This window comes from Microbacterium sp. NPDC056057 (assembly GCF_042266945.1).
Taxonomy (GTDB): Bacteria; Actinomycetota; Actinomycetes; order Actinomycetales; family Microbacteriaceae; genus Microbacterium; species Microbacterium trichothecenolyticum_C.
In genome coordinates, this window is the sequence record NZ_JBHJWS010000002.1 from 683,909 (window position 1) to 704,856 (window position 20,948).

Genomic DNA, 20,948 nt, shown 5'->3' on the forward strand with positions numbered 1-20,948 from the left:
GCCCTTCCCGAAGGTTGCGGAACAGGCGGAGAACCGCCGTTCGTGCAGGCTATCGCGACACGCCCGGATGGCGAAATCGACGCGCGACACGGATCCTGCGGGCCGAGGCATCCATTCCTCTTAATACGTGCCGTCGCGCGAACGAGCCCCTCGCCTTTGGGGTGCGAGGGGCTCGAACGTCCGGCACAAGAGGCGGGCCGGAGTCGGGTGAGAGAGCGGGCCTTGGGGCGGTCCCGCTCTCTCACACGGTCGGTCAGATGGTGGCCTTGGCCTCTCCACGACGGCGGCGGGTGACGATCAGCATCGCCGTGCCTCCGAGCAGTGCGAGCAGGCCGAGGATCACCAGGAGCGGCGGCAGCTCACCACCGGTCGCCGGCAGTGCCGAGAGCAGGACGACAGCGTCGTCCGAGTCACGGCCCGGGTCGTCCGGGTCGCCGAACGTGTGGTAGTCCACGACTGCCACGTTGGTGATCGAACTGCTCTTGGACGCCGGGTTCACCGTCGCCGCCAGAGTGATGGTCGGGGCCGCCGATGGCGAGTCGTTCGCACCCTGCGGCTGCAGCGGTCCGAAGAGCACGCAGGTCAGCGTTCCGCCGTAGCCGGAGCCGTCCTGCCCCGCCACCGCACACGACTCCCAGTTCGGGAACGTGTTCGCGTCGCCCTTGCCCGGCCAGGTCACGTCCGTGATCTTGATGTCGGCGGGGATGGTGTCAGTGACCACCACACCCTCGGCGGCCGAGTCGTCACTCATGTTCTCCACAGCCAGGCTGTAGGTGAACGACTTGCCGGGCTCGGTCTTCTCGACGCTCGCCGTCTTCTCGATCTGGACGTCGGAATGACGTGCCACGAAGCACTCGGGGCTCGCCGGCGGGTACCCCACCGAGAATTCGAGCGTCGGGTTGACCGAGAAGGTCACCGTCGACTGCAGGCGCCACGAGTAGTCGAGCTCGCTCGGGTCGAGGATCAACCCGTTGAAGACGAAGTCCCCTGCATCCGCCGGTGCGTACTCAATGCCGTTCTCCGGGTTGATGTACCCGCCGTTGGGGCCGTAGTCCGACGCCTGGAGCGGTCGCCATCCCGGGTAGTCGATCGAGACACCCGACGGCGTGAACGCGGTGCCGGGCCAGTCGATCAGGTCGCTCCAGGTCGACGTGCCACCGGGCTGAGTGATCGCGATCTCCTGCGGGTCGGTCGTCGGCTCGAGGGAGTCCGGCGTCCACAGGAAGTCGATCGGGTCGTCCAGCAGCGTGCCCGACTTGGAGATCGTCCAGCCCAGAAGCGGGGCGTCGCCCACGCAGGTGGTGTAGACGATCGCCGTGATCTCGTGCACCGGGATCTCGTTCTCGGAGCAGTCGTTCGTCGGGTCCTGGTCGAGGGGCGCCTCGACGCAGGCCTCGTTCACGAGCGAGTCGATCGGCGTCGGCGGCTCCTCCGCACCCTCCGGGTAGTCCGGCGGCAGGAACTCGACGGTCACGGTGATGTCCACCGATTCACCGGCTCCGAGGGTCGTGTCCGGCCCCATCCTGACCGAGATCGTGTTTCCGGGACCGACCAGTGCGCCACCGTTGTCGTTCTGCCAGCCGTCCGGAAGGTCGACCGCGGTCACCTCGAGGCGTGCGGGCACGGGGTCGGTGACCACGAGGCCCTTCGCATCGCGGGTGCCGTTGTTGGTGACGGTGAGCACGTAGTCGAACGTGTCGCCCACCTCGGCCCAGGGCTCCTCACCCTCGGGCGGCTCGGGCAGGTTGGTCGCCGTCTTCAGGATCGAGACGTCGTCATAGTGGACGGTGCCACACGCGCTGTCATCCTCCGTGACCTCCCCGACCGTGAGGTACGCCGTGTTGACGATGCCGATACCCTCGGTCACCTCCGCGTCACAGGGGTTCGGTTCCGCCGGGATCGCGCTGACCTCGACATTCACCGACACCGAGTAGACGGGGTCGTTGGAGCCGTTGAACGGCGGCGCGACCTCGCCATCCGCAAGCTGAGCGGTGAGGCTCGGAAGCGTGAACGATCCGGTGGTAGGCCCGGTCCACGATGCCCCCGTGTAGGAGACGCCGTCGGCCGGAGCGTCGAGCGTGTCCGACAGGTCGTACGTGATCGGCACGACGGCGCTGTTGTTGTGGACCCGGATGTCGTAGGTCACGGTCCAGCTTCCGTCCTCGTGCTGGGTCGACCCTGTCGCCGTCTTCGCAACCGTGAAGCCCTGATCGACGTGCGAGTTGACGATGGTGCACACCACGTTCTCGCCCTTGTCGAGGCCACGCAGGTCCGCCTTCCCCGGCGTGCTGTCCGTCAGGGTGACCTGTCCGTCCTCGTTGAGGCACGACCACAGCCCGGCCGCAAACTCGTTCGAGCCCGGGAAGGTGCCGATCAGGTCCTCCGAGAGGACGAAGGGCACACCGGCCACGACGTTCGTCTTGACGACGTCGCCGCCGGCCAGGTTCGTCACCGCGGGCCCGATCTGGGGTGCGGCGATCAGCTGCCAGTTCGTGTCCTCGATCCCGGGAGCGCCCGAGACGATCTTGACCAGCGCGATCGACGGCAGTTCGGCCGTGTTCGTGAACGTGCAGGTCACCGGCACGCCGGGCATCGTGAACGAGCCCTCGCGAGCGCTGCCGGTGTAGACAACCGTCTCTCCGCTGGTGCAGACCAGCGTCGACGTGTAGTCGGAGGCGTCCCCGTGCTCGACGCTCACGATCTCCTTGACGTTCACCGTCTGACCGATCGTCGCCTCTGCGCTGATCGTGTGGTCGAGGTCGGTGAAGGTGCCCCCGTCGGTGTTGGAGGTCGCCGCGCCCGTCGCGCCGCCGGTGACCGACAGGGCGGCGCTGTCGCCGTCCTGGCTGTTCACCCAGCTCTTGACGACCGTCAGGTGCGCCGTCTGCGAGACGTTGATGAAGCGGCAGATGGCGGCGCCGGTCACCTTGAGGGTGAAGGCGCGACCGTCGACGCCGACCGCGGTCGTTTCACCCGCCGAGCAGGAGAAGCTCGAGGCGTACGTGCCGTTCGCCGTGAGCACCTCTTTCATCGGCAGCACCGCGCCGATGCGGACCTGGAGCCCGACGACGTTGATGTCGTCGAGGAAGTCCTTCGGCGAGTTCGCGAGCATCGTCGACAGTGCCGTCGCGATCGGCCCCGACTCCGGCGTCACCGAGAGCGAGGTCTTGTCGCCCGCGAGGGCGTCGATCCAGTTCTTCTTGAGCAGGACGCCGACCTTCACGGCGGTGTTGGTGAACGTGCAGCTGACGTTCGCCGACGTGGCCTCGAACTCCGGGATCGTGGTGCCCTGCCCCGATGACTCCGCACCGGTGCAGACGTAGCTCGACGTGTACGAGCCGCGGTTGCCCGCGGTGTTCAGCGTCTCGGCGATGTTCACCGGGTCACCGATGCGCACCGTCTCCGTCACGACAGGGGCGTCGGTCTCGTTGACGATCAGCTGACCGGCGGTGCCGGCGGTCGAGGTCTCGGTCGTGCCGTTGACCCCGAGCTGGGCGGTGTCGCCGCCGAACGCGTTGTCCCACGTCTTGTTCACTGTGACCTGGATCGTCTTCGCTGTGTTCACGATGGTGCACACGACCGATTTGGTGACGGTGATCTGACCGAGCTGGGTACCGGTGCCGCTGGTGCCGTCGTCGCACGACCAGGTAGAGGTGTAGTCACCCTGGTTGTCGTCGTCGAGCGTCTCGCCCAGTGCCACCTTCTCGCCGATCCGCACCTGCAGAGTCGCGATCTGTGGCGAGGTCCCGTCACCCTCGGGTGCCACCGCCTCGATGACGTCCACCGCCGGAGGGGCGGCGATGCCGAGGATCGCGGCGTCGCCCTCGAAGGCGTCCACCCACTGCTTCTTCAGCGTAACGGTCGCCTTCTGCGCCGTGTTGGTGAAGGTGCAGACGACGTCGGCGTTCGGCATGCGGTCCAGCGTGTACGCCTTGTCGGAGCCGGTGACGGCCACGGTCGGCGTGCACGAGAACGTGGTGCCGTAGGCGGCGCCGCTCGGAGCAGTGAGCGCCTCGCCGAAGTTCACCGTCTCACCGACGCGGACGGTGGCCGTCGCGACGTTCACGGTGTCGAGCTGCGATCCCGCCACGCCCGTCGCCGTGCTCTTCGCGCCGTCGGCGTCACCCGTCAGCGAGAGCTGAGCGGAGTCGCCCTGGAAGCCGTCGACCCACTGCTTCTGCAGCTTCACGATGCGCGTCTTGGCCGTGTTGGTGAACGTGCACTGCACACCGTTCGCCGATGCGGGCCACTGCGGCACGGTGATCGCACCGCCGTCACCGATGTCGGACCCGACACAGGTCAGCGTCGCATTGTAGAGACCGCGGTTCTGAGCACCGAGGACCTCCGTCACGTTGAGGTTCGCTCCCGGAGCCACGCTGACCGAGATCACCGGGCCGTCGGTGGGTGCCGTCGACGTCGCGCTGTTCTGCGCCGCGCCCTTGATGAAGAGCTCTGCGGTGTCGCCGTCGAACGAGTTGACCCAGTCCTTGGTGAGGGTGACCGTCGCGTACGGGATGTTCACGAACGATGTCGAGATGGTCGCGTTCGGCGCCGCCTGCGTGACCGCGAAGGTCTTCGCCGACGGGTCCAGCACGTAACCGGCGGGCGCTGCCGTCTCGGTCACCGAGTAGGTGCCGATCGGCAGATTGACGACCTTGATCTGACCGGCCACCGGGTCGGCGTCGTTCGCGCCGTTGTCGACCACCGTCTTCGGGAAGGTCGCAGCCCAGGGCGCCGCTGCCGCGGGGCCGCCCGTCGCGGCCAGGGAGAAGGTCGCGCCGCCCAGCAGTGCGCCGTTCGCGTCACCTGCGCGCTTCACCCAAGCCCCCGAGCCGAGCGGGTCCTTGAACGTCAGCGTCTTGGATTCGGCGTTGTCACCGAACGTCACCTGCTGCGGCGTCGAGTCGAGCAGGTATCCCGCGGGAGCTTCCGTCTCGGTGACCGTGTAGGTGCCGGGCTGGACGTTGCCACTGAACACGATCTTGCCGTTGGCGTCGGTCGTGCCGGTCGTGGAGCCGGTCCCCGTTGCCGGATTCGGCGTGATGCTGAACTTCGCACCCGCGAGCGGCGTGCCGCCCATGTCGGTCTTGAGGATCGTCAGCGTCGAGCAGGTCGACGGGACGTTCACGGCGACCGGCTTGATCCAGTCGGCCAGCGCGGACGTGTCCTCGGGAGACGAGCTCGAGCGGACGTTGAGCACGCCGTAATTGCCGCTGCAGCCGGCGTTGCCGAACAGGACCGTCAGATCGATCGCCATCTCGGCGAACTCGCCCGGCTCGAGGATGTCGCCGGAGAGGTTCTCGATCTGGCCCTGGTTGACCTGGCCGATGAAGCCGGAGAGGTTGCCCAGTGAGACCCAAGCCGTCCCGTTCCACCGGTCCGCGCCGACGAGGGAGATCGTGTTGTTGCCGTTCTGCTCGATCGTCAGTCGGAGGTCGTTGACCGACCGGTCGGGGGTCGGGCCCAACGTGTTCGGCTTCTGGTTGAGCTCGACGTGGTAAGAGACCGAGCCGTTGTTCACCGCACGCTCGAAGCCCAGGTACGCGTAGACGTGGCCGCCGACGGTCTGGGTGTACGAGTACACGTTCCCGATGTCGGTCTTGCCCGGCGCGACGCCGTCACCGCCGATCTGTCCAGAGCTCCACGGCCAGTTGCTCTCCTTGGAGCCCTGGGTGAACTGCGTCGCGTCGTCGTAGCCGTCGTCCGCGACCGGCTGACCGCCGACGGTCGCCCAGTCCTTGGTGCCGGCGCCGTCGAGACACAGGTTGCCGTCGATCTCGAAGCCTGCCAGTGGAGACCCGGAGACGGGCCATCCGGCACAGGGAAGCGCCAGCGCGGCGATCTCAGGCTCCGCCACTGGCGCGGCGAGCGCGGCCGGCGGTGCGGTCTCTTCCGCCACTGTCGCCTCCGGCGCAGCCGGCTCTTCCGCCGCGGGAGGCGGCGTGGCCGGCTCTTCCGCAGGGGGCGGGGGCGCAGCATCCGTCGATGTCGTGTCCGTCGTCGTCGCCTGTGTGGTGGCGGCGGGGTCGGGGGTGGTCACCTCCTCCGCCGATGCCGGGGACATCCCCGAGAACACAAGAGAACTCGCCACGATCGCGGCGAGTCCCCCCACGTACCAGCGGTTCTGGAGCGCGATACGTCGCTCCTCAGTCCGCTCCTGACGCATGCGGCGGCGCGGACCCTCAGACTTCGAGGCGCGCACGAAAGTACGACTGAACATCAACTTCACCCTTGGTCGAAACGACACAGGGTGCCCCAAGTAGAGGCCCCTCCCAGCACGTCACGACTCGCTGTGAGTTGATGAACCCAAGAACCGAGGGATCCCAAGTCCCCAAGGTTCGGCTATCTCCCCAAACACGAGCCGAAACGTGTTCCCGGGGCAAAGCTATGCCCGGCATCCACCCGCGTCAAGTAACGGGTTGAAAACGGATGCCGGGCGTGGCTGGAGAGGACGGGCCCTTGGGGGATGCCCGCCCTCTCCAGGGATCACAGCGTCGGCTTGGCCTCTCCGCGTCGGCGGCGCGAGACCGCGACCACGGCAGCGCCCGTGAGCATCACGACCAGGCCGAGCAGGATGATCGGCAGCATCGGGCTCCCACCCGTCGCCGGCAGCGACGACAGCAGCACGGTGGCGTCGTCCGAGTCGCGGCCCGGGTCATCCGGGTCGCCGAACGTGTGGTAATCCACCACCGCGATGTTGTTGATCGTGTTCGCCTTCGACGCCGGGTTCACCGTCGCCGAGAGCGTGATCCGCGGAGCGACGGATGTACCGCCGTTGTCGGAGTTGATCGGCTGCAGAGGTCCGAACAGCACGCACGTGAGCGTGCCGCCGTAACCGGAGCCGTTCTGACCCGTCACCGCGCAGGACTGCCAGTTCGGGAACGTGTTCGCGTCGCCCTTGCCGGTCCAGTTGACCGCGGTGATCTTGATGTCGGCCGGGATCTGGTCGGTCACGACCACACCCTCCGCCGCCGCGTCGTCGCTCACGTTCGCCACGTCGAGTGTGTAGGTGAACGACTTGCCCGGCTCGGTCTTCTCGACGCTCGCCGTCTTCTCGATCTGCACCTCGGTGTGGCGGGCCACGAAGCACTCGGGCGTCGCCGGCGGGTACGAGGTCGAGAACGTCTCGCTCGGGTTGACCGAGAGCGTGACCTCGGTGTTGCCGCGCCAGGCGAAGTCGAGCTCGCTCGGGTCGAGGATCAGGCCGTTGAAGATGAACTCGGCCTGCTGCGCCGGCGTCATGACGTTGCTCGTTCCCGGCAGGTAGTACTGCGTGGGGTTCGAGCCCGGCACGATGTCGGTCACCTCGATGGCGCGCCATCCGGGGTAGTCGATCGAGATGCCGGACGGCGTGAACGCCGCACCGGGCCACGAGATCTCGTCGGCCCACGTCAGGGTCCCGCCCGGCTGGGTGAGAGTGACGTCGGCCGGCGTCGTGGTCGGCTTCACGTCGTCGTTGACCGGCTCCCAGAAGAAGTCGATCGGCTCGGCGAGCAGCGTCTGCGACTTCGTGACCGACCATCCGAGGAACGGGGCGTCGCCCACGCACTTCGTGTAGACGACCACCGAGATGTCGCGGACCGGGATCTCGTTCGTGTCGCAGTTGTTGGACTCGACGGCATCACTGTCGGCCTCGACGCACGCGGTGTTGACGAATTCCTCGATCGCCGCGGGCGCCTCCGGCGGTGTGCCGGTGCCCACGTCGATCACGTCGCTCTCGACCTCGGTGAACTCGACGTGCACCTTGATCGTCACCGACGCGCCGACCGCGAGAGTCGGAGTGCTCACACTGAGCTCACCGTTCTCATCCACGAAGTCGGGCGAGTTGTCGTTGACCCAGCCCGCGGGCAGCTCGATGCCGGTGACCTCGAGACGATCCGGGATCGGGTCGGTCACGACGACGTTCGTGGCGTCTCGCGTACCCAGGTTGGTCACCGTGAGCTCGTACGTGAACTCGTCGCCCGGCTCGACGCTGCCCACCTCGGGCAGGCCGGACGCGGTCTTCTCGATCTTCACGTCGTCGTAGTGCACGACCTGGCAGCCGTCGTCGTCGGACACGTAGTCGCCCGACGTGATGGTGCCGACGTTGGGGATCAGGATGCCGGATCCCTCGGTGTCCTCGCACACCTCGGGCTCGCCCGCCGGCGGCTCGGTGACCGCGACCGTCGCGTACACCCGGTAGGTGTGCACGTCGTTCTCGGGCGTGAGCTCGCCGCCGTCGACGACCGTCCAGGTGCCGGAGCCGTTCCACGTCGGGTTCGTCGGGGCGGGGGTGTCGTCGTCCCACGCCTCGGCGTGCCAGTCGCCGTCCAACTCGACGCCTGCCGGGAGCGCCGGGGCGTCCGTCAGGTCGTAGGCCACCGATTCGGGCAGCGGGTCGGCGTCGGACACCGGGTAGCTCACCGTGACGATGTACTCGATGTCCCACGTGCCGTCACCGTTGTCCGTCGTCTCGCCGCCGTGCTTCTCGATCTCGGGGAACACGGGCTCGGAGCAGGCGTCCACCGGCGTCTCGGAGTCACCCGACGTCAGCAGCGCGGTGTTCAGGAAGCCGCCGGCCTCCGGGCCCTCCCCGCTGATGCAGTCGGTGGTGTGGCCATCGATCGCCTTCTTGGTCACCGAGGCCACGACCGTCACCGTGTAGGTGTGGGTCTCACCCGCGTCGATCGTCCGGTCGTTCGCGAGCGTCTCGGTCGAATCGGGTCCCGCGAAGTCGTGCGACGTGCCGTCGAACTCCCACTCGGCGCTGCCGATGTTGATGTCGCCGCCGAAGTCCAGCGTGTCGGTCAGGTCGTACTCGGCCGACAGCGCCTTCGGGTTCTGCGGCCCCTCCCCGGCGAGCGTCACGTCGATGTCGTAGACGATCGTCCAGTCCCCGGTCTCGGGATCCTGCGTCGTCGACGTCACCGTCTTCACCGGCACCGGGTACACCCGGTCCTCGACGGGGATGCAGTCCTCACCGGGGATCTCGATCTGGCCGATCGAGAGCAGCGCCGTGTTGAAGAATCCGGTGCCCTCGCCCTCGCAGGCTGCGAGGTCGGGGTCGAACGTGTCGGAGATGTCGACGAGCCACGCGATCGTGTACACGTGCGGTTCGTCGTCGGCGCCCAGCGGCACGTTCGTCACGAAGTCAGTGCCCGCCGTCACCGGGATGGGAGTACCCACCGGGTCGGTGTCGGTCCGCTGCGCCACACCCGAGATCACGTCGATCCCCGGAGCGAACGCCGGCGTGTCGGACAGCGAGTAGAACGTGTCATAACCGCTGCCGGTGACCCGGAGTTCGTATGTCACGAGCCACTTCGAGGCGTCGTCCTCGTCCTGTGCGGCCGAGACCCCGATCTTCTGGAACGTAGGCAGCTTCGGCTCGGAGCAGTCGTCGGCAGGGATCGCCTCGCCGTTCACCGTGACGGTCGCCACATTGAGGAAGCCGCCGGCCGATGGGCCCTCGTCGTCCTTGCAGGCGAGGGTGTCGCCGTCCCACGCTTCCGCGTCGATGTTCGCGTGCACCGTCACCGTGTAGGTGTCGACACCGGCCGCGTCGACCTTCGGCGCGAGCACCTGGTCGGTCGCAAGGGTGGCGCTCCAGGCCGGCCCGGCGAAGTCGCCGGGTCCGGTAGGACCGGTCCACGAGGCATCCGCGATCTCGATGTCGCCACCGAACTCGAGGGTGTCATCGAGGCTGTACACGGCCGCCAGCGCGGTCGAGGAGTTCGTGACGACCACGTCGTACGTGATCTCCCACGTCCCGTCCTCGAGCTGCTTCGTCCCGGTCACGGTCTTGGCGATGTCGACCGTCGGACGATCGATCTGGGCGCAGTCTTCACTGGTGTTCCCGCCGACGCCGTTGGTCACGGTCGACGAGTTCCAGATGCCGCCGCCTTCGCTCTCACAATCGAGGGCGGAGTCTTCGACGGATGCCGCCACCGAGACCGTGCGCGTCAACGTGTAGGCGTGCGTGGCACCGGTCGGGATCAGTCCCGTCGCGAACTGCACGACTGCGTCGCCATCCCACGCCGGGTTCAGCGTGCCCGAACCGCCGCCGGTTGCCACCGGCCCGGTCGCCGCCCACTCTCCGCCGCTCACGCCCGTAGGCAGGGCGTCAGGAGTGTCGGTGATCGAGTACCAGAGGTCGACACCGGTGCCGTTGGTCACCGACACCTCGTAGCTGAGCGTCCACTCACCGGTCTCGGTGTTCTGGACCGACTCGAGCGCGGTCTTCTGCACCGTCGGCTTCGCCGGGATCGCGCAACCGCTGTCGCTGTCGCTGCCTCCCGGGAACGTGACGGTCGCCACGTTGAAGAAGCCACCGCCGTTCTCGGTGCAGCGCAGGCCCGAGGCCGGAACCGGATCGACCTTCGACTTGGCCGTGATCACGTAGGTGTAGACGTGGGCGTCCGCTCCCGTCGCATTCGCCGCGATCGGCACGTCGGTGGTGTCCGGCGAGCCTTCCCAGCCCTGCGTGAGGATCTCGAAGCTCGTTGCGTCGAACTGCGGCGCGTCGGTCAGCGTGTAGACGCTCGGGAGGGGGTTCGGGTTCGACACCGTCACCTCGTACTCGATCGTCCAGATGCCGTCGACGCCCTGCGAGACGATGCCGTCCGACTTCTCGACCTGGACGGGCCTCGGGTTGACCGAGGTGCAGCCGTCGTCGTTCGTCGTGCTGACGCCGTTGGTCACCGTCGCCGTGTTGACGATCGCGACACCGGTCGCGGTGCCCTCACCGCAGGCGTTCGCCACCGGGCTCAGCGTTCCCGTGATGGTGACCGTCGCCGTGATCGTGAACGTGTGCGTCGCACCATTCGCGATCGACTGTGCCGCGATGACGTTCGGCGTCGGCCATGCGGCCGAGGCGTTCGGCCCCGTCACCTTCCAGTTCGAGAGCGCGGTCCCCGCCGGCGCGGCCGGCGGCGTGTCGGTCAGCGAGTAGTACAGCGTCTTCCCGCTGGCGTTCGACACCGCGACCTCGTACGAAATCGTCCAAGTGCCGTCCTCGTTCGCGGTCGCCGGCTTGCCGGTCTTCACGATGGTCGGGGCACCCGGCGTCGCGCAGCCGGTGTCGGTCGCGGTCCCGCCCGGGAACGTCACCGTCGCCCGGTTGAAGAAGCCGCCGCCGTTCGAGAGGTCGCACGTCAGCGAGGGGTTCTCGACCTGCGCGTTGCGGTTCACGACCATGCGGTACTTGAACGTGTGCGATGCGCCTGCAGCGATCGGCGTGTTCGGCGCCGGCACGGGCGGCTGGTCAGCCGTCGGAACCCATCCGCTGGAGGGGTCGGCAGTCCAGCCTGCGCCCGGCTGCGGGGTGTCGGTCAGGGTGTAGACCGTCGCCGTCGTCTGGCTCGAGTTCTGCACGGTGACGTCGTACAGGATCTCCCACTGGGTGAGCGAGATCTGCGTCACGACGCCCGCGTTCGACTTCACGACCGTCACCGGCGGGAGCACGATCGACACACAGCCCGTGGCATCCTTCACGATCTGACCAGACGTCACCGTCGCCTTGTTCTTGAGGCCTGCTTCAGCCGCGCAGTCGCCGATCGAGGTCGCCGACGTCGAGGGCACGAGCTTGCCCGTCACGGTGTACGCGTAGCTCGTGTTCGCGGGCAGCGTGCCCGTCCAGATCGTCGCCGATCCGGGTGCGTAGGGCGATGCCGCGGGAGCCGGCGCACTGCCGACCGCGGTGACCGTCCAGCTGTTCGGGTCGAGCGTCCAGCCGGCCGGAGCCGCGGGGAACGCGTCGCTCAGCGTGGCCTGCAGCGCCGTGGTGGCGCTGGGGTTGCCGACCGTGACCGTGTACTGGATGTTCCACGAGGCATCCGGGTTCTGCGATGCCGGGTTCGTCCCCACCTTGACGATCGTCGGGAAGACCGGCTGGGCGCAGTCCTGCACCGTCGTCGGCTTGCCGTCGACCGTGAGAGTCGCGGTGTTGAGGAACGCGCGCTTCGGCTCGGTCGAGGTGCAGACCGAGGAGGTCGCGCCTGCCGCGCTCGGCGCGACATCGGCGATCACCGTCACCGTGTAGACGTGGGTCGCCAGCGGCTGGTTCACGTTCGTCTGCGGTGCGAGCGACCCGCTGGGCGCCAGCGTCGCGGTGCCGGCCGGCAGCGTGAAGGCACCGCTCGTGCCGTTCGGACCGGTCCAGCTCGCGGCCGAGGCCGTGATGCCGGCGCCGAGCTGCAGCGCGTCGGTGAGCGAATAGAAGAGCGTCGACGTGCGCGACTGGTTGGTCACCGTGATGTCGTAGACGATCTGCCACTTGCCCGCGTCCGGGCCGGCAGCGATCTGCTGCGGCGAGCCGGCGCGCACCTTCTTGACGATGCCGCCTTCGGCCGGGATCGCGGTGTTCGTGATCTCACACGTCACGTTCTTGCCGACCACCGGAACCACGACGTCGTCGTCGACCGGGAACGCCACCCGCGGGTCGCTGCCCGTGATGTAGCAGCTCCAGTCGCCGGCGGTGTAGCCGGAGACGTTCTGGCTCTCGGAGAGCGTATATTCCGCTCCGGGCATGACCGCTCCGGATGCCGTTCCCTGGCCCGTCACCGACGGCTGGCCGTCGGCCGCCGCGGTGAGCGTCCACATGTCGGGCGTGGCGGAGCCGGCGCCGTTCTTGTTGTCGACGATCTTGACGAGGTTCAGCGTCGGCTTGATCGCGCGGTTGGTGAAGGTACAGGTCACGTTCGCGCCGTTGGCCACCGTCACCGTCTTGTCCTGCAGCGAGGTGCCGCCGGTCGAGCAGACGAGGTTCGTCCACTCGTAGCCGGTGATCTGGTTGATCTCGTTGAGCGTGTAGACGCCCGCCGGGACATCCTTCGTCTCGTTGTGGTTGAACGTCAGGGTCGCGTCCTGGCCACGCTTGGCCGTGAGCTTCTGGTTCCAGTCGCTCGGGACCGCGGAGCCGCCGTTGCTGTCATCGACGACCTTGACGAGCGTGAGCTTGCCCGGCTTGTCGTCGTTGGTGAAGGTACATGTGACGTTGTCGCCCGGCTTGAGGGTCAGCGTCGGGCTGTCCTTGGTGGTGTTCGCGTAGCCCGTGCAGGAGAGCGTCGTCCAGTCGTAGCCGGCGATCACCGACTCCGAGAGCGTGTAGACGACGCCGGCCTTGACGTTCTGGTTCGAGACCGCCGGAGTGCCGGTGACGCCGCTGAGGCTCGGACCGCCGGGGGTGTTCGCCGCGAGCGTCCATGCGGTGTTCGCCGCGGTGCCGCCGTTGTTGTTGACGACCTCCTTGACGAGGGTCAGCTTCGGCGCCACGTCGTCGTTCACGAACCGGTACACGGGCGCGTCGAGGCCGGCGACCTGGACCATCCAGTTGCCCTGGCCGTTCAGGCGCGGGTACCCGTTCGGGTCCGGGTTGGCCACCACATCGACCCACGAGCCGTTCACCAGCTGCTGCAGCTTCTGGAACTGGTAGCCCGCCACACTCGACTCGGTCAGCGTGTAGGTGTGACGCGGGCGCACCTGGAAGGTGCTCGCAGCGACCTGAGTCTCGGAACCGTCGACCGTGGTCGCCGACAGTCCGGCGAGGATCGCGGGTGTTCCGGTCAGCTTCCAGTCATCGGCCTCGGCGGAGCCGCCGTTGTCGTTGACGACGTGCTTCAGCAGCGTCAGCGACGCAGTCTGGTTGACCAGCGTGCATCGGACGTTGTATCCCAGCGGCACGTTGACGCCGCCGTTGATGCCGTCCGAGTAGCCGCTGCCCTGCACCGGGTTGCCGTTGCCATCGACCTGGATACAGGTGGCCGAGCCGCTCGAGAGCGGGTTCGACTGCAGGTTCGTGCGGTTGTCGGTCTGCGCGTACAGCGGGCTGCCGTTCGTCTCGAACAGCTGGTAGCGGGCGTCCGGCGTGACGTCGTGCTTGACGCCCGTGGTGCCGGACGCGAAGGCGATCGGTGCGGGAACGTCGGTGCTCTGCGCGTTGAGGGTCCACGACGACGCCTGAGCGTTGCCGCCCTGCACCTGCTTCACGAGGGTCAGCGTGCTGCGGCACGTGACGTTGTTGGTGATCGTCGCGGTGTTGTGCTCCTGGCTCAATGCGACCTGGTAGCCCGAGCCCAACGCGGTGTTCATCGTCGAGCCGTTGACCTCGGTCACGCGGGCGTCATTGGTGCACAGCTGCGGATCGATCAGCCCGACCGTCTCGGTGAGGGTCGTCGAGTTGCCCTGCGTGTAGCCGCCGCGGGTGACTCCCCATCCCTGGGGCGTGGCGGTGGCGTTGCCGGGACCCGTGAGGCTCAGCTGCGAGGTGAGCCCGCCGGGCTGCGCGCCGTTCGCGTATGCGGTGCCGTTGACGACCCACTTCTTGGTGACCGTGATGTCGGCCTCGGGGCTCGGTGCCCGGTTGTAGACGATGCAGTTGACAGCCTGCGTGTTCGGCACGTCGACCGAGAAGCCCAGTGGACCCTGGTTCGTGACAGTGACGCCGGCACCGGTGTTGAGGTTCGTACAGACGGCGTTCTTCGAGTTCACCTGCGTGAGCGTGAAGCCCTGCTGCTGCGCCTCCGTCACCGTGACGTTGCCCGAGTTGATGCCACCGCCGAAGTTCAGCGGGTAGGTCACGGTGCCGGTGCCGTCGGCGACCGTGGTGCGGTTCGCCGTCGGCGTGGTCACGTTCGGGGTGTTCGAGACACCGGTGAACTGCCAGCCGGCGCCTGCGGGAGTTGCGCCCGCGATCGAGCCCGCCGGAGCGGTGTTCGGAACGATCTGCTTGGTGACGGTGAGGTTGCCCTGGCAGTTGCCGAGCGCGAGGTTGCGGAGGGCCGTGCCGACAGCGCTGTAGTCGGCCGTCTGGTAGTAGTCCGCGACGGCGCCGTTGCTGCCGGTGTACGCGGTCGGGCCGGAGATGGCGCGGATGTTGAGCGCGTTGTTCGCTCCCGTCGCCCCGGCGCCGACGCCGAAGGCGAGCACGCGGGTGCCTGCGGCCTTGAGCGCGTTGGCCGAGAAGACGCCGTTCTCGGTCTCACGGAAGCGGTTGTCGCTGCCGCTGCCCTGGTAGGGCTGGTTGTAGGTGGTCGGGTTGCCGTCGGTGATGATCACGGCGACGTCGAACTTGTTGGCGCCGGTGTTCGACGAGGCTGCGATGCCGAGACCGCGGTCCCAGTTCGTCCCGCCAGACGACGTCCAGCCCGAGTACCGGTTCTTGAAGGTCGTCCCCTGGCCGGCGGTCGACACCGACACGAGGTCGGGGTAGTTCTGCGATGCACCGGCACCCGGCGTTTGCCAGGAGAACGAGAACAGCGACATGCGCGAGGGCGTGCCCTGCAGCGCATCCACGAACGTGTTGGCCGCTTGCTTGAGGTTCGGGAGCGCGTCGCCGACCGAGCCCGAGATGTCGAGGATCAGCGCGACGTCCAGACCACACGCCGGGGCGAGCGTGGGGTTGTTGCGCGACTGCTGCCAGATGCCGCCCGATGCGTTGTCCGCGTCGCCGGAAGCCAGCATGAAGTCGTTGGCGTTCTGGGAAGAGTAGGTCTGGCCCGCACGCAGCAGCGTGCCGGTGCGGAACTGGTACGCCAACTGGGAGCCGGAACCGCTCGCGCCGCCGACGCGGAGCACCGGGTTCGAGTAGTACCCGGACGGGACGCTCGACTGGACGACCCAGAAGCGAGCGTCGCGGTTGCCCCCCTGCACCACATTGGGCACGACGAACGAGCAGTCGCCGTCGGCGTCGGACGTGCACTTGGCCCATCCGTCGCCTGTGCCGGCGACACCGTCAGGGCGCGTACCGCTCGGGGAGTTGGTGCCCGTGTTGAGCAGCAGCACGACGCCCATGAGGTTGGTGACGCCCGTGATGCCGGTGCGGTCGGAGCCGACCTTCACCGTGATCACGGCCTGGTTCGCGCCCGGCTCAGGCACCGAGAGAACGCCGACGCCGGCGTCCTCAGTGGACGGCGCGACGCGCGACTGCGACTGGTCGGTCTTCGACTCGTCGCTCTGCGTCTCATCCGCCGGCGGCTCGGTCGACTCCTCCGACGGAGCCGGTGCAGGCTCCGCCGGGGCGGGCGCCGGGTCGGACGGTGCCGGCTCAGCCGGCGTCTCCTCGGCAGGAGGAGTCGATTCCTCCGGAGGAGTCGTCGCTTCGGTCGACGGCGTGGGCGTCGGAACGACCTCCGCGATCGCCGGAGTGACCCCCGTGAAGATCAGCGCGCCCGACAGCAGCGTCGCGATGCCACCGGCGTACCACCGGTGCCTCATCGTCAGCTTGCGGTCGCGCTCACGCGCCTCCCGAAGCCTCCGCCGCACTCCCGAGCGTGCCGAACCGTCAATTCCCCAGTGCCCAGACATCAAGGTTTCCCCTTCTCGCTGATGTCAGCTCAAGGGGACCCCGAATTTCCCGGTCGGACTCCCCAAGTGTGCGTTCCCATCCGGTGTTAACTCCCCAGTCGCACCGGACGCACGTAGCCCACGGTCAAGCTATCGGCGCTTCGGGCGGGACGTCAAGTCTCAATGATCACGCGCCGGTCACGATCGCCTCAGGAAACGCGAAAGCGGCCCGGGTCCCCCCGGGCCGCTTCTCGATGATTCCGCTACTGGTTGCCGACTGCTCCGTCGACGTTCCCGCGGATATCGTCGACCGTGTCGTGGTGCTCCTCCGGGACGACCTTCTTGGCGAGACCCGACGCGCCGTCGAGCACTTTGTCGCTGATGTCCTCGGCCTGCTCGGACTTCAGGAACTCGCCGATCTTGTCCTTGTTCTGCTCGTACATGTCCTTGCCCTGGTTCACCAGGTCGTCGAAACCGCCCATGCTCACTCCTTCGCGCACCCCCCGGCGAGGCGCCCAGACCCATCCTGTCGGGATGGATGCTGCAGCGGAACCCCTGCGCACCGTCAGCCGCCCGCACGCCCCTCAGACGCCCGCAGACGCGGAGAAGCCCCCGGGATCTCTCCCGGGGGCTTCTCGCAGCAGTTGCGCCGAAGAACCTTACTTGAGGATCTTCGTGACCGTGCCGGCGCCGACGGTGCGGCCACCCTCGCGGATGGCGTAGCCGAGGCCCTCCTCCATGGCGATCGGCTGGATCAGCTCGACCGTCATGTCGGTGGTGTCGCCGGGCATGACCATCTCGGTGCCCTCGGGCAGCGTGATGACGCCGGTGACGTCGGTGGTGCGGAAGTAGAACTGCGGACGGTAGTTCGTGAAGAACGGGTTGTGACGGCCGCCCTCCTCCTTGGACAGGATGTACGCCGTGCCCTCGAAGTTGGTGTGCGGGGTGACCGAACCGGGCTTCACGACGACCTGGCCGCGCTCGACGTCGTCACGCTTGGTGCCGCGCAGGAGCAGACCACAGTTCTCGCCGGCCCAGGCCTCGTCGAGCTGCTTGTGGAACATCTCGATACCGGTGACGATCGTCTTCTGCGTCGGGCGCAGACCCACGATCTCGACCTCGGAGTTGATGGCCAGCGTGCCACGCTCGGCGCGGCCCGTGACGACCGTGCCACGGCCGGTGATGGTGAAGACGTCCTCGATGGGCATGAGGAACGGCTTGTCCTTGTCGCGCACCGGGTCGGGGATCGACTCGTCGACCGCCTCCATGAGCTCGAGGATCTTGGCGGTCCACTCGGCGTCGCCCTCGAGAGCCTTGAGGCCCGAGACGCGGACGACCGGAGCGTTGTCACCGTCGAAGTCCTGCGACGAGAGGAGCTCGCGAACCTCGAGCTCGACGAGCTCCAGGATCTCCTCGTCGTCGACCATGTCCGACTTGTTCAGCGCGACGAGCAGGTACGGCACGCCGACCTGCTTGGCGAGCAGCACGTGCTCACGCGTCTGAGCCATCGGGCCGTCGGTGGCGGCGACCACGAGGATCGCGCCGTCCATCTGAGCGGCACCGGTGATCATGTTCTTGATGTAGTCGGCGTGACCCGGGGCGTCGACGTGGGCGTAGTGACGCTTCGGGGTCTCGTACTCGACGTGCGAGATGTTGATCGTGATACCGCGCTGACGCTCCTCGGGAGCCGAGTCGATCGACGCGAAGTCGCGCTGCACGTTGGTGGCCGACGGGTACGTGTCGGCGAGCACCTTCGAGATTGCGGCGGTGAGCGTGGTCTTGCCGTGGTCGACGTGACCGATCGTTCCGATGTTCACGTGCGGCTTGGTGCGCTCGAACTTGGCCTTAGCCACTGGGTCCTCCTCAGGACGTTCGTGTAGAGGTTCCGGGCGCTGGTGTGCGCCGGTCGTCTACGGGGATATCTCCACCTTAGTAGAGACGGTTCTGTTGATTCTGTGTGAAGTTGTGCCGTCGGGATGCCGCGTCACCGAGGCATCCCGACGGAAAAGGGTTACTCGCCCTTGACCTTCTGGACGATCTCGTCGGCCACGTTGCGAGGAACCTCGGCGTAGCTGTCGAACTCCATCGAGTACACGGCGCGGCCCGAGGTCTTCGAGCGCAGGTCGCCGATGTAGCCGAACATCTCGGACAGCGGGACCAGCGCGCGGACGACCTTGACGCCCTGGGCGTCCTCCATCGACTGGATCTGGCCACGACGCGAGTTGAGGTCGCCGATGACGTCGCCCATGTACTCCTCAGGAGTACGCACCTCGACCGCCATGAGCGGCTCGAGGATGACGGGGTTCGCCTTGCGGACGGCCTCCTTGAAGCCCATGGAGCCGGCGATCTTGAACGCCATCTCGGACGAGTCGACGTCGTGCGACGCACCGTCCATGAGGATGGCCTTCACGCCCACCATGGGGTAGCCGGCGAGCACGCCGACGTTCATGGCGTCCTGGAAGCCCTGGTTGGTCGGCTCGATGTACTCGCGCGGGATGCGGCCACCGGTGACCTTGTTCTCGAACTCGTACGTCTTGTCGGCCGTGACCTCGAGGGGCTCGAGCGCGAACTGGATCTTCGCGAACTGACCCGAACCACCGGTCTGCTTCTTGTGCGTGTAGTCGTGACGCTCGACGGTCTTCTTGATCGTCTCGCGGTACGCCACCTGGGGCTTTCCGACGTTGGCCTCGACCTTGAACTCGCGCTTCATGCGGTCCACGAGGATGTCGAGGTGCAGCTCGCCCATGCCCTTGATGACCGTCTGGCCGGTCTCGGCGTTCTGCTCGACGCGGAACGTCGGGTCCTCTTCGGCGAGCTTCTGGATCGCGAGACCCAGCTTCTCCTGGTCGGCCTTGGTCTTCGGCTCGATGGCGACCTCGATGACCGGCTCCGGGAACGTCATCGACTCGAGGACGACCTGGTTCTGGCTGTCGGCGAGGGTGTCACCGGTGGTGGTGTCCTTGAGGCCGATGACCGCGTAGATGTGACCGGCGGTGACCGAGTCGACCGGCATCTCCTTGTTGGCGTGCATCTGGAAGATCTTCCCGATGCGCTCCTTCTTGCCCTTGGTCGCGTTGACGACCTGGGCACCCGAGTCGAGGTGACCCGAGTAGACGCGGATGTAGGTCAGGCGGCCGAAGAAGGGGTGCGTGACGATCTTGAACGCGAGCGCCGCGAACGGCTCGTCGCGGTCGGCGTGACGCTCGATGATGACCTCTTCGTCCTTCGGGTCCTTCGCCTCGATGGCGGGGACGTCGAGGGGCGACGGGAGGTAGTCCACGACGGCGTCGAGCATCGGCTGCACGCCGCGGTTCTTGAACGCCGAGCCGCAGAGCACGGGGTAGAGCTCCGACGCGATGGTGAGCTTGCGGATCGCAGCCTTGATCTCGGCGACGGTGAGCTCCTCGCCGCCGAAGTGCTTCTCGAGAAGCTCCTCGTCGGACTCGGCGACCGTCTCGAGCAGGATCTCGCGGTACTCCGCGGCCTTGTCGGCGAGGTCGGCAGGGATCTCCTGGATCTCGTACTTGGCGCCCATGGTCACGTCACCCTTGGCGTCGCCGGGCCACACCAGTGCGCGCATCTCGACGAGGTCGATGACGCCCACGAAGTCGCTCTCCGCGCCGATGGGCAGCTGGAGCACGAGCGGCTTGGCCTTCAGGCGGTTGACGATGGTGTCGACCGTGAAGTAGAAGTCGGCGCCCAGCTTGTCCATCTTGTTGACGAAGCAGATGCGGGGCACGTCGTACTTGTCGGCCTGACGCCACACGGTCTCGGACTGGGGCTCGACGCCCTCCTTGCCGTCGAAGACGGCGACCGCGCCGTCGAGGACGCGCAGCGACCGCTCGACCTCGACCGTGAAGTCGACGTGGCCGGGCGTGTCGATGATGTTGATCTGGTTCTTGTTCCAGAAGCACGTGACGGCGGCCGACGTGATCGTGATGCCGCGCTCCTGCTCCTGCTCCATCCAGTCGGTGGTGGCAGCGCCGTCGTGCGTCTCGCCGATCTTGTGGTTGACGCCCGTGTAGAACAGGATGCGCTCGGTCGTCGTCGTCTTGCCGGCATCGATGTGCGCCATGATGCCGATGTTGCGGACCTTGTTGAGGTCGGTGAGCACTTCTTGTGCCACGGGGTGTCCTTAGCTGTTGAAGGTGGGTCTGGGCGGGCGGCCCTTCGACAGGCTCAGGGACCGGCGAACCGGTCGCTGAGCCTGTCGAAGCGGCTTACCAGCGGTAGTGCGCGAAGGCGCGGTTCGACTCGGCCATCTTGTGGGTGTCTTCGCGGCGCTTGACCGCGGCACCGAGGCCGTTCGAGGCGTCCAGGATCTCGTTCTGGAGGCGCTCGGTCATCGTCTTCTCACGACGACCCTTCGCGTAGCTCACGAGCCAGCGGAGGGCGAGCGTGTTGGCGCGGTGAGGCTTGACCTCGACCGGCACCTGGTAGGTCGAGCCGCCGACGCGGCGCGACTTGACCTCGAGGGTCGGGCGCACGTTGTCGAGCGCCTTCTTGAGCGTGGCGACGGCATCCTGGCCGTTCTTCGCCTCGACACCCTTGAGGGCGGTGTACACGATCGACTCGGCGAGCGACTTCTTGCCGTCGACGAGGATCTTGTTCACCAGCTGGCTGACGATCGGAGCGCCGTAGACCGGGTCGTTGACGACGGGGCGCTTCGGGGCGGGTCCCTTACGAGGCAT

Annotated in this window: 6 protein-coding genes; all 6 read right to left on the reverse strand. The window is 67.4% G+C overall.

Translation table 11 applies throughout. From position 1 onward, the window contains the following. Positions 1 to 253: 253 nt before the first annotated feature. The 6 genes from ACFC1K_RS10960 to rpsG all read right to left on the reverse strand — a co-directional run bounded on the left by ACFC1K_RS10960 (position 254) and on the right by rpsG (position 20,948). Positions 254 to 6,220 (reverse strand): SpaA isopeptide-forming pilin-related protein, encoded by a 5,967-nt coding sequence (locus ACFC1K_RS10960; protein WP_375871624.1) that lies wholly within the window; start codon positions 6,218 to 6,220, stop codon positions 254 to 256. Between the two features lie 266 nt (positions 6,221 to 6,486). After that, complete coding sequence (locus ACFC1K_RS10965) at positions 6,487 to 16,188, reverse strand: LPXTG cell wall anchor domain-containing protein (protein ID WP_375871625.1); 9,702 nt, start codon at positions 16,186 to 16,188, stop codon at positions 6,487 to 6,489. A gap of 332 nt (positions 16,189 to 16,520) precedes the next feature. Continuing rightward, positions 16,521 to 16,739: a hypothetical protein gene (locus tag ACFC1K_RS10970; RefSeq protein ID WP_375871626.1), complete on the reverse strand. Its 219-nt coding sequence runs from the start codon at positions 16,737 to 16,739 to the stop codon at positions 16,521 to 16,523. Positions 16,740 to 16,916: 177 nt separating this feature from the next. Next, on the reverse strand, positions 16,917 to 18,110 hold the full coding sequence (tuf, locus tag ACFC1K_RS10975) for an elongation factor Tu (RefSeq protein WP_056371402.1): 1,194 nt from the start codon (positions 18,108 to 18,110) through the stop codon (positions 16,917 to 16,919). A 158-nt stretch (positions 18,111 to 18,268) separates the two neighbouring features. Further along, positions 18,269 to 20,383 carry an elongation factor G gene (fusA, locus tag ACFC1K_RS10980; RefSeq protein WP_375871627.1) on the reverse strand — a complete coding sequence of 705 codons (2,115 nt, stop codon included), beginning with the start codon at positions 20,381 to 20,383 and terminating at the stop codon, positions 18,269 to 18,271. 94 nt (positions 20,384 to 20,477) lie between these two features. Then, the gene (gene rpsG, locus ACFC1K_RS10985) at positions 20,478 to 20,948 is read right to left on the reverse strand and encodes a 30S ribosomal protein S7 (protein ID WP_056117669.1); all 471 of its coding nucleotides are present in this window, start codon (positions 20,946 to 20,948) and stop codon (positions 20,478 to 20,480) included.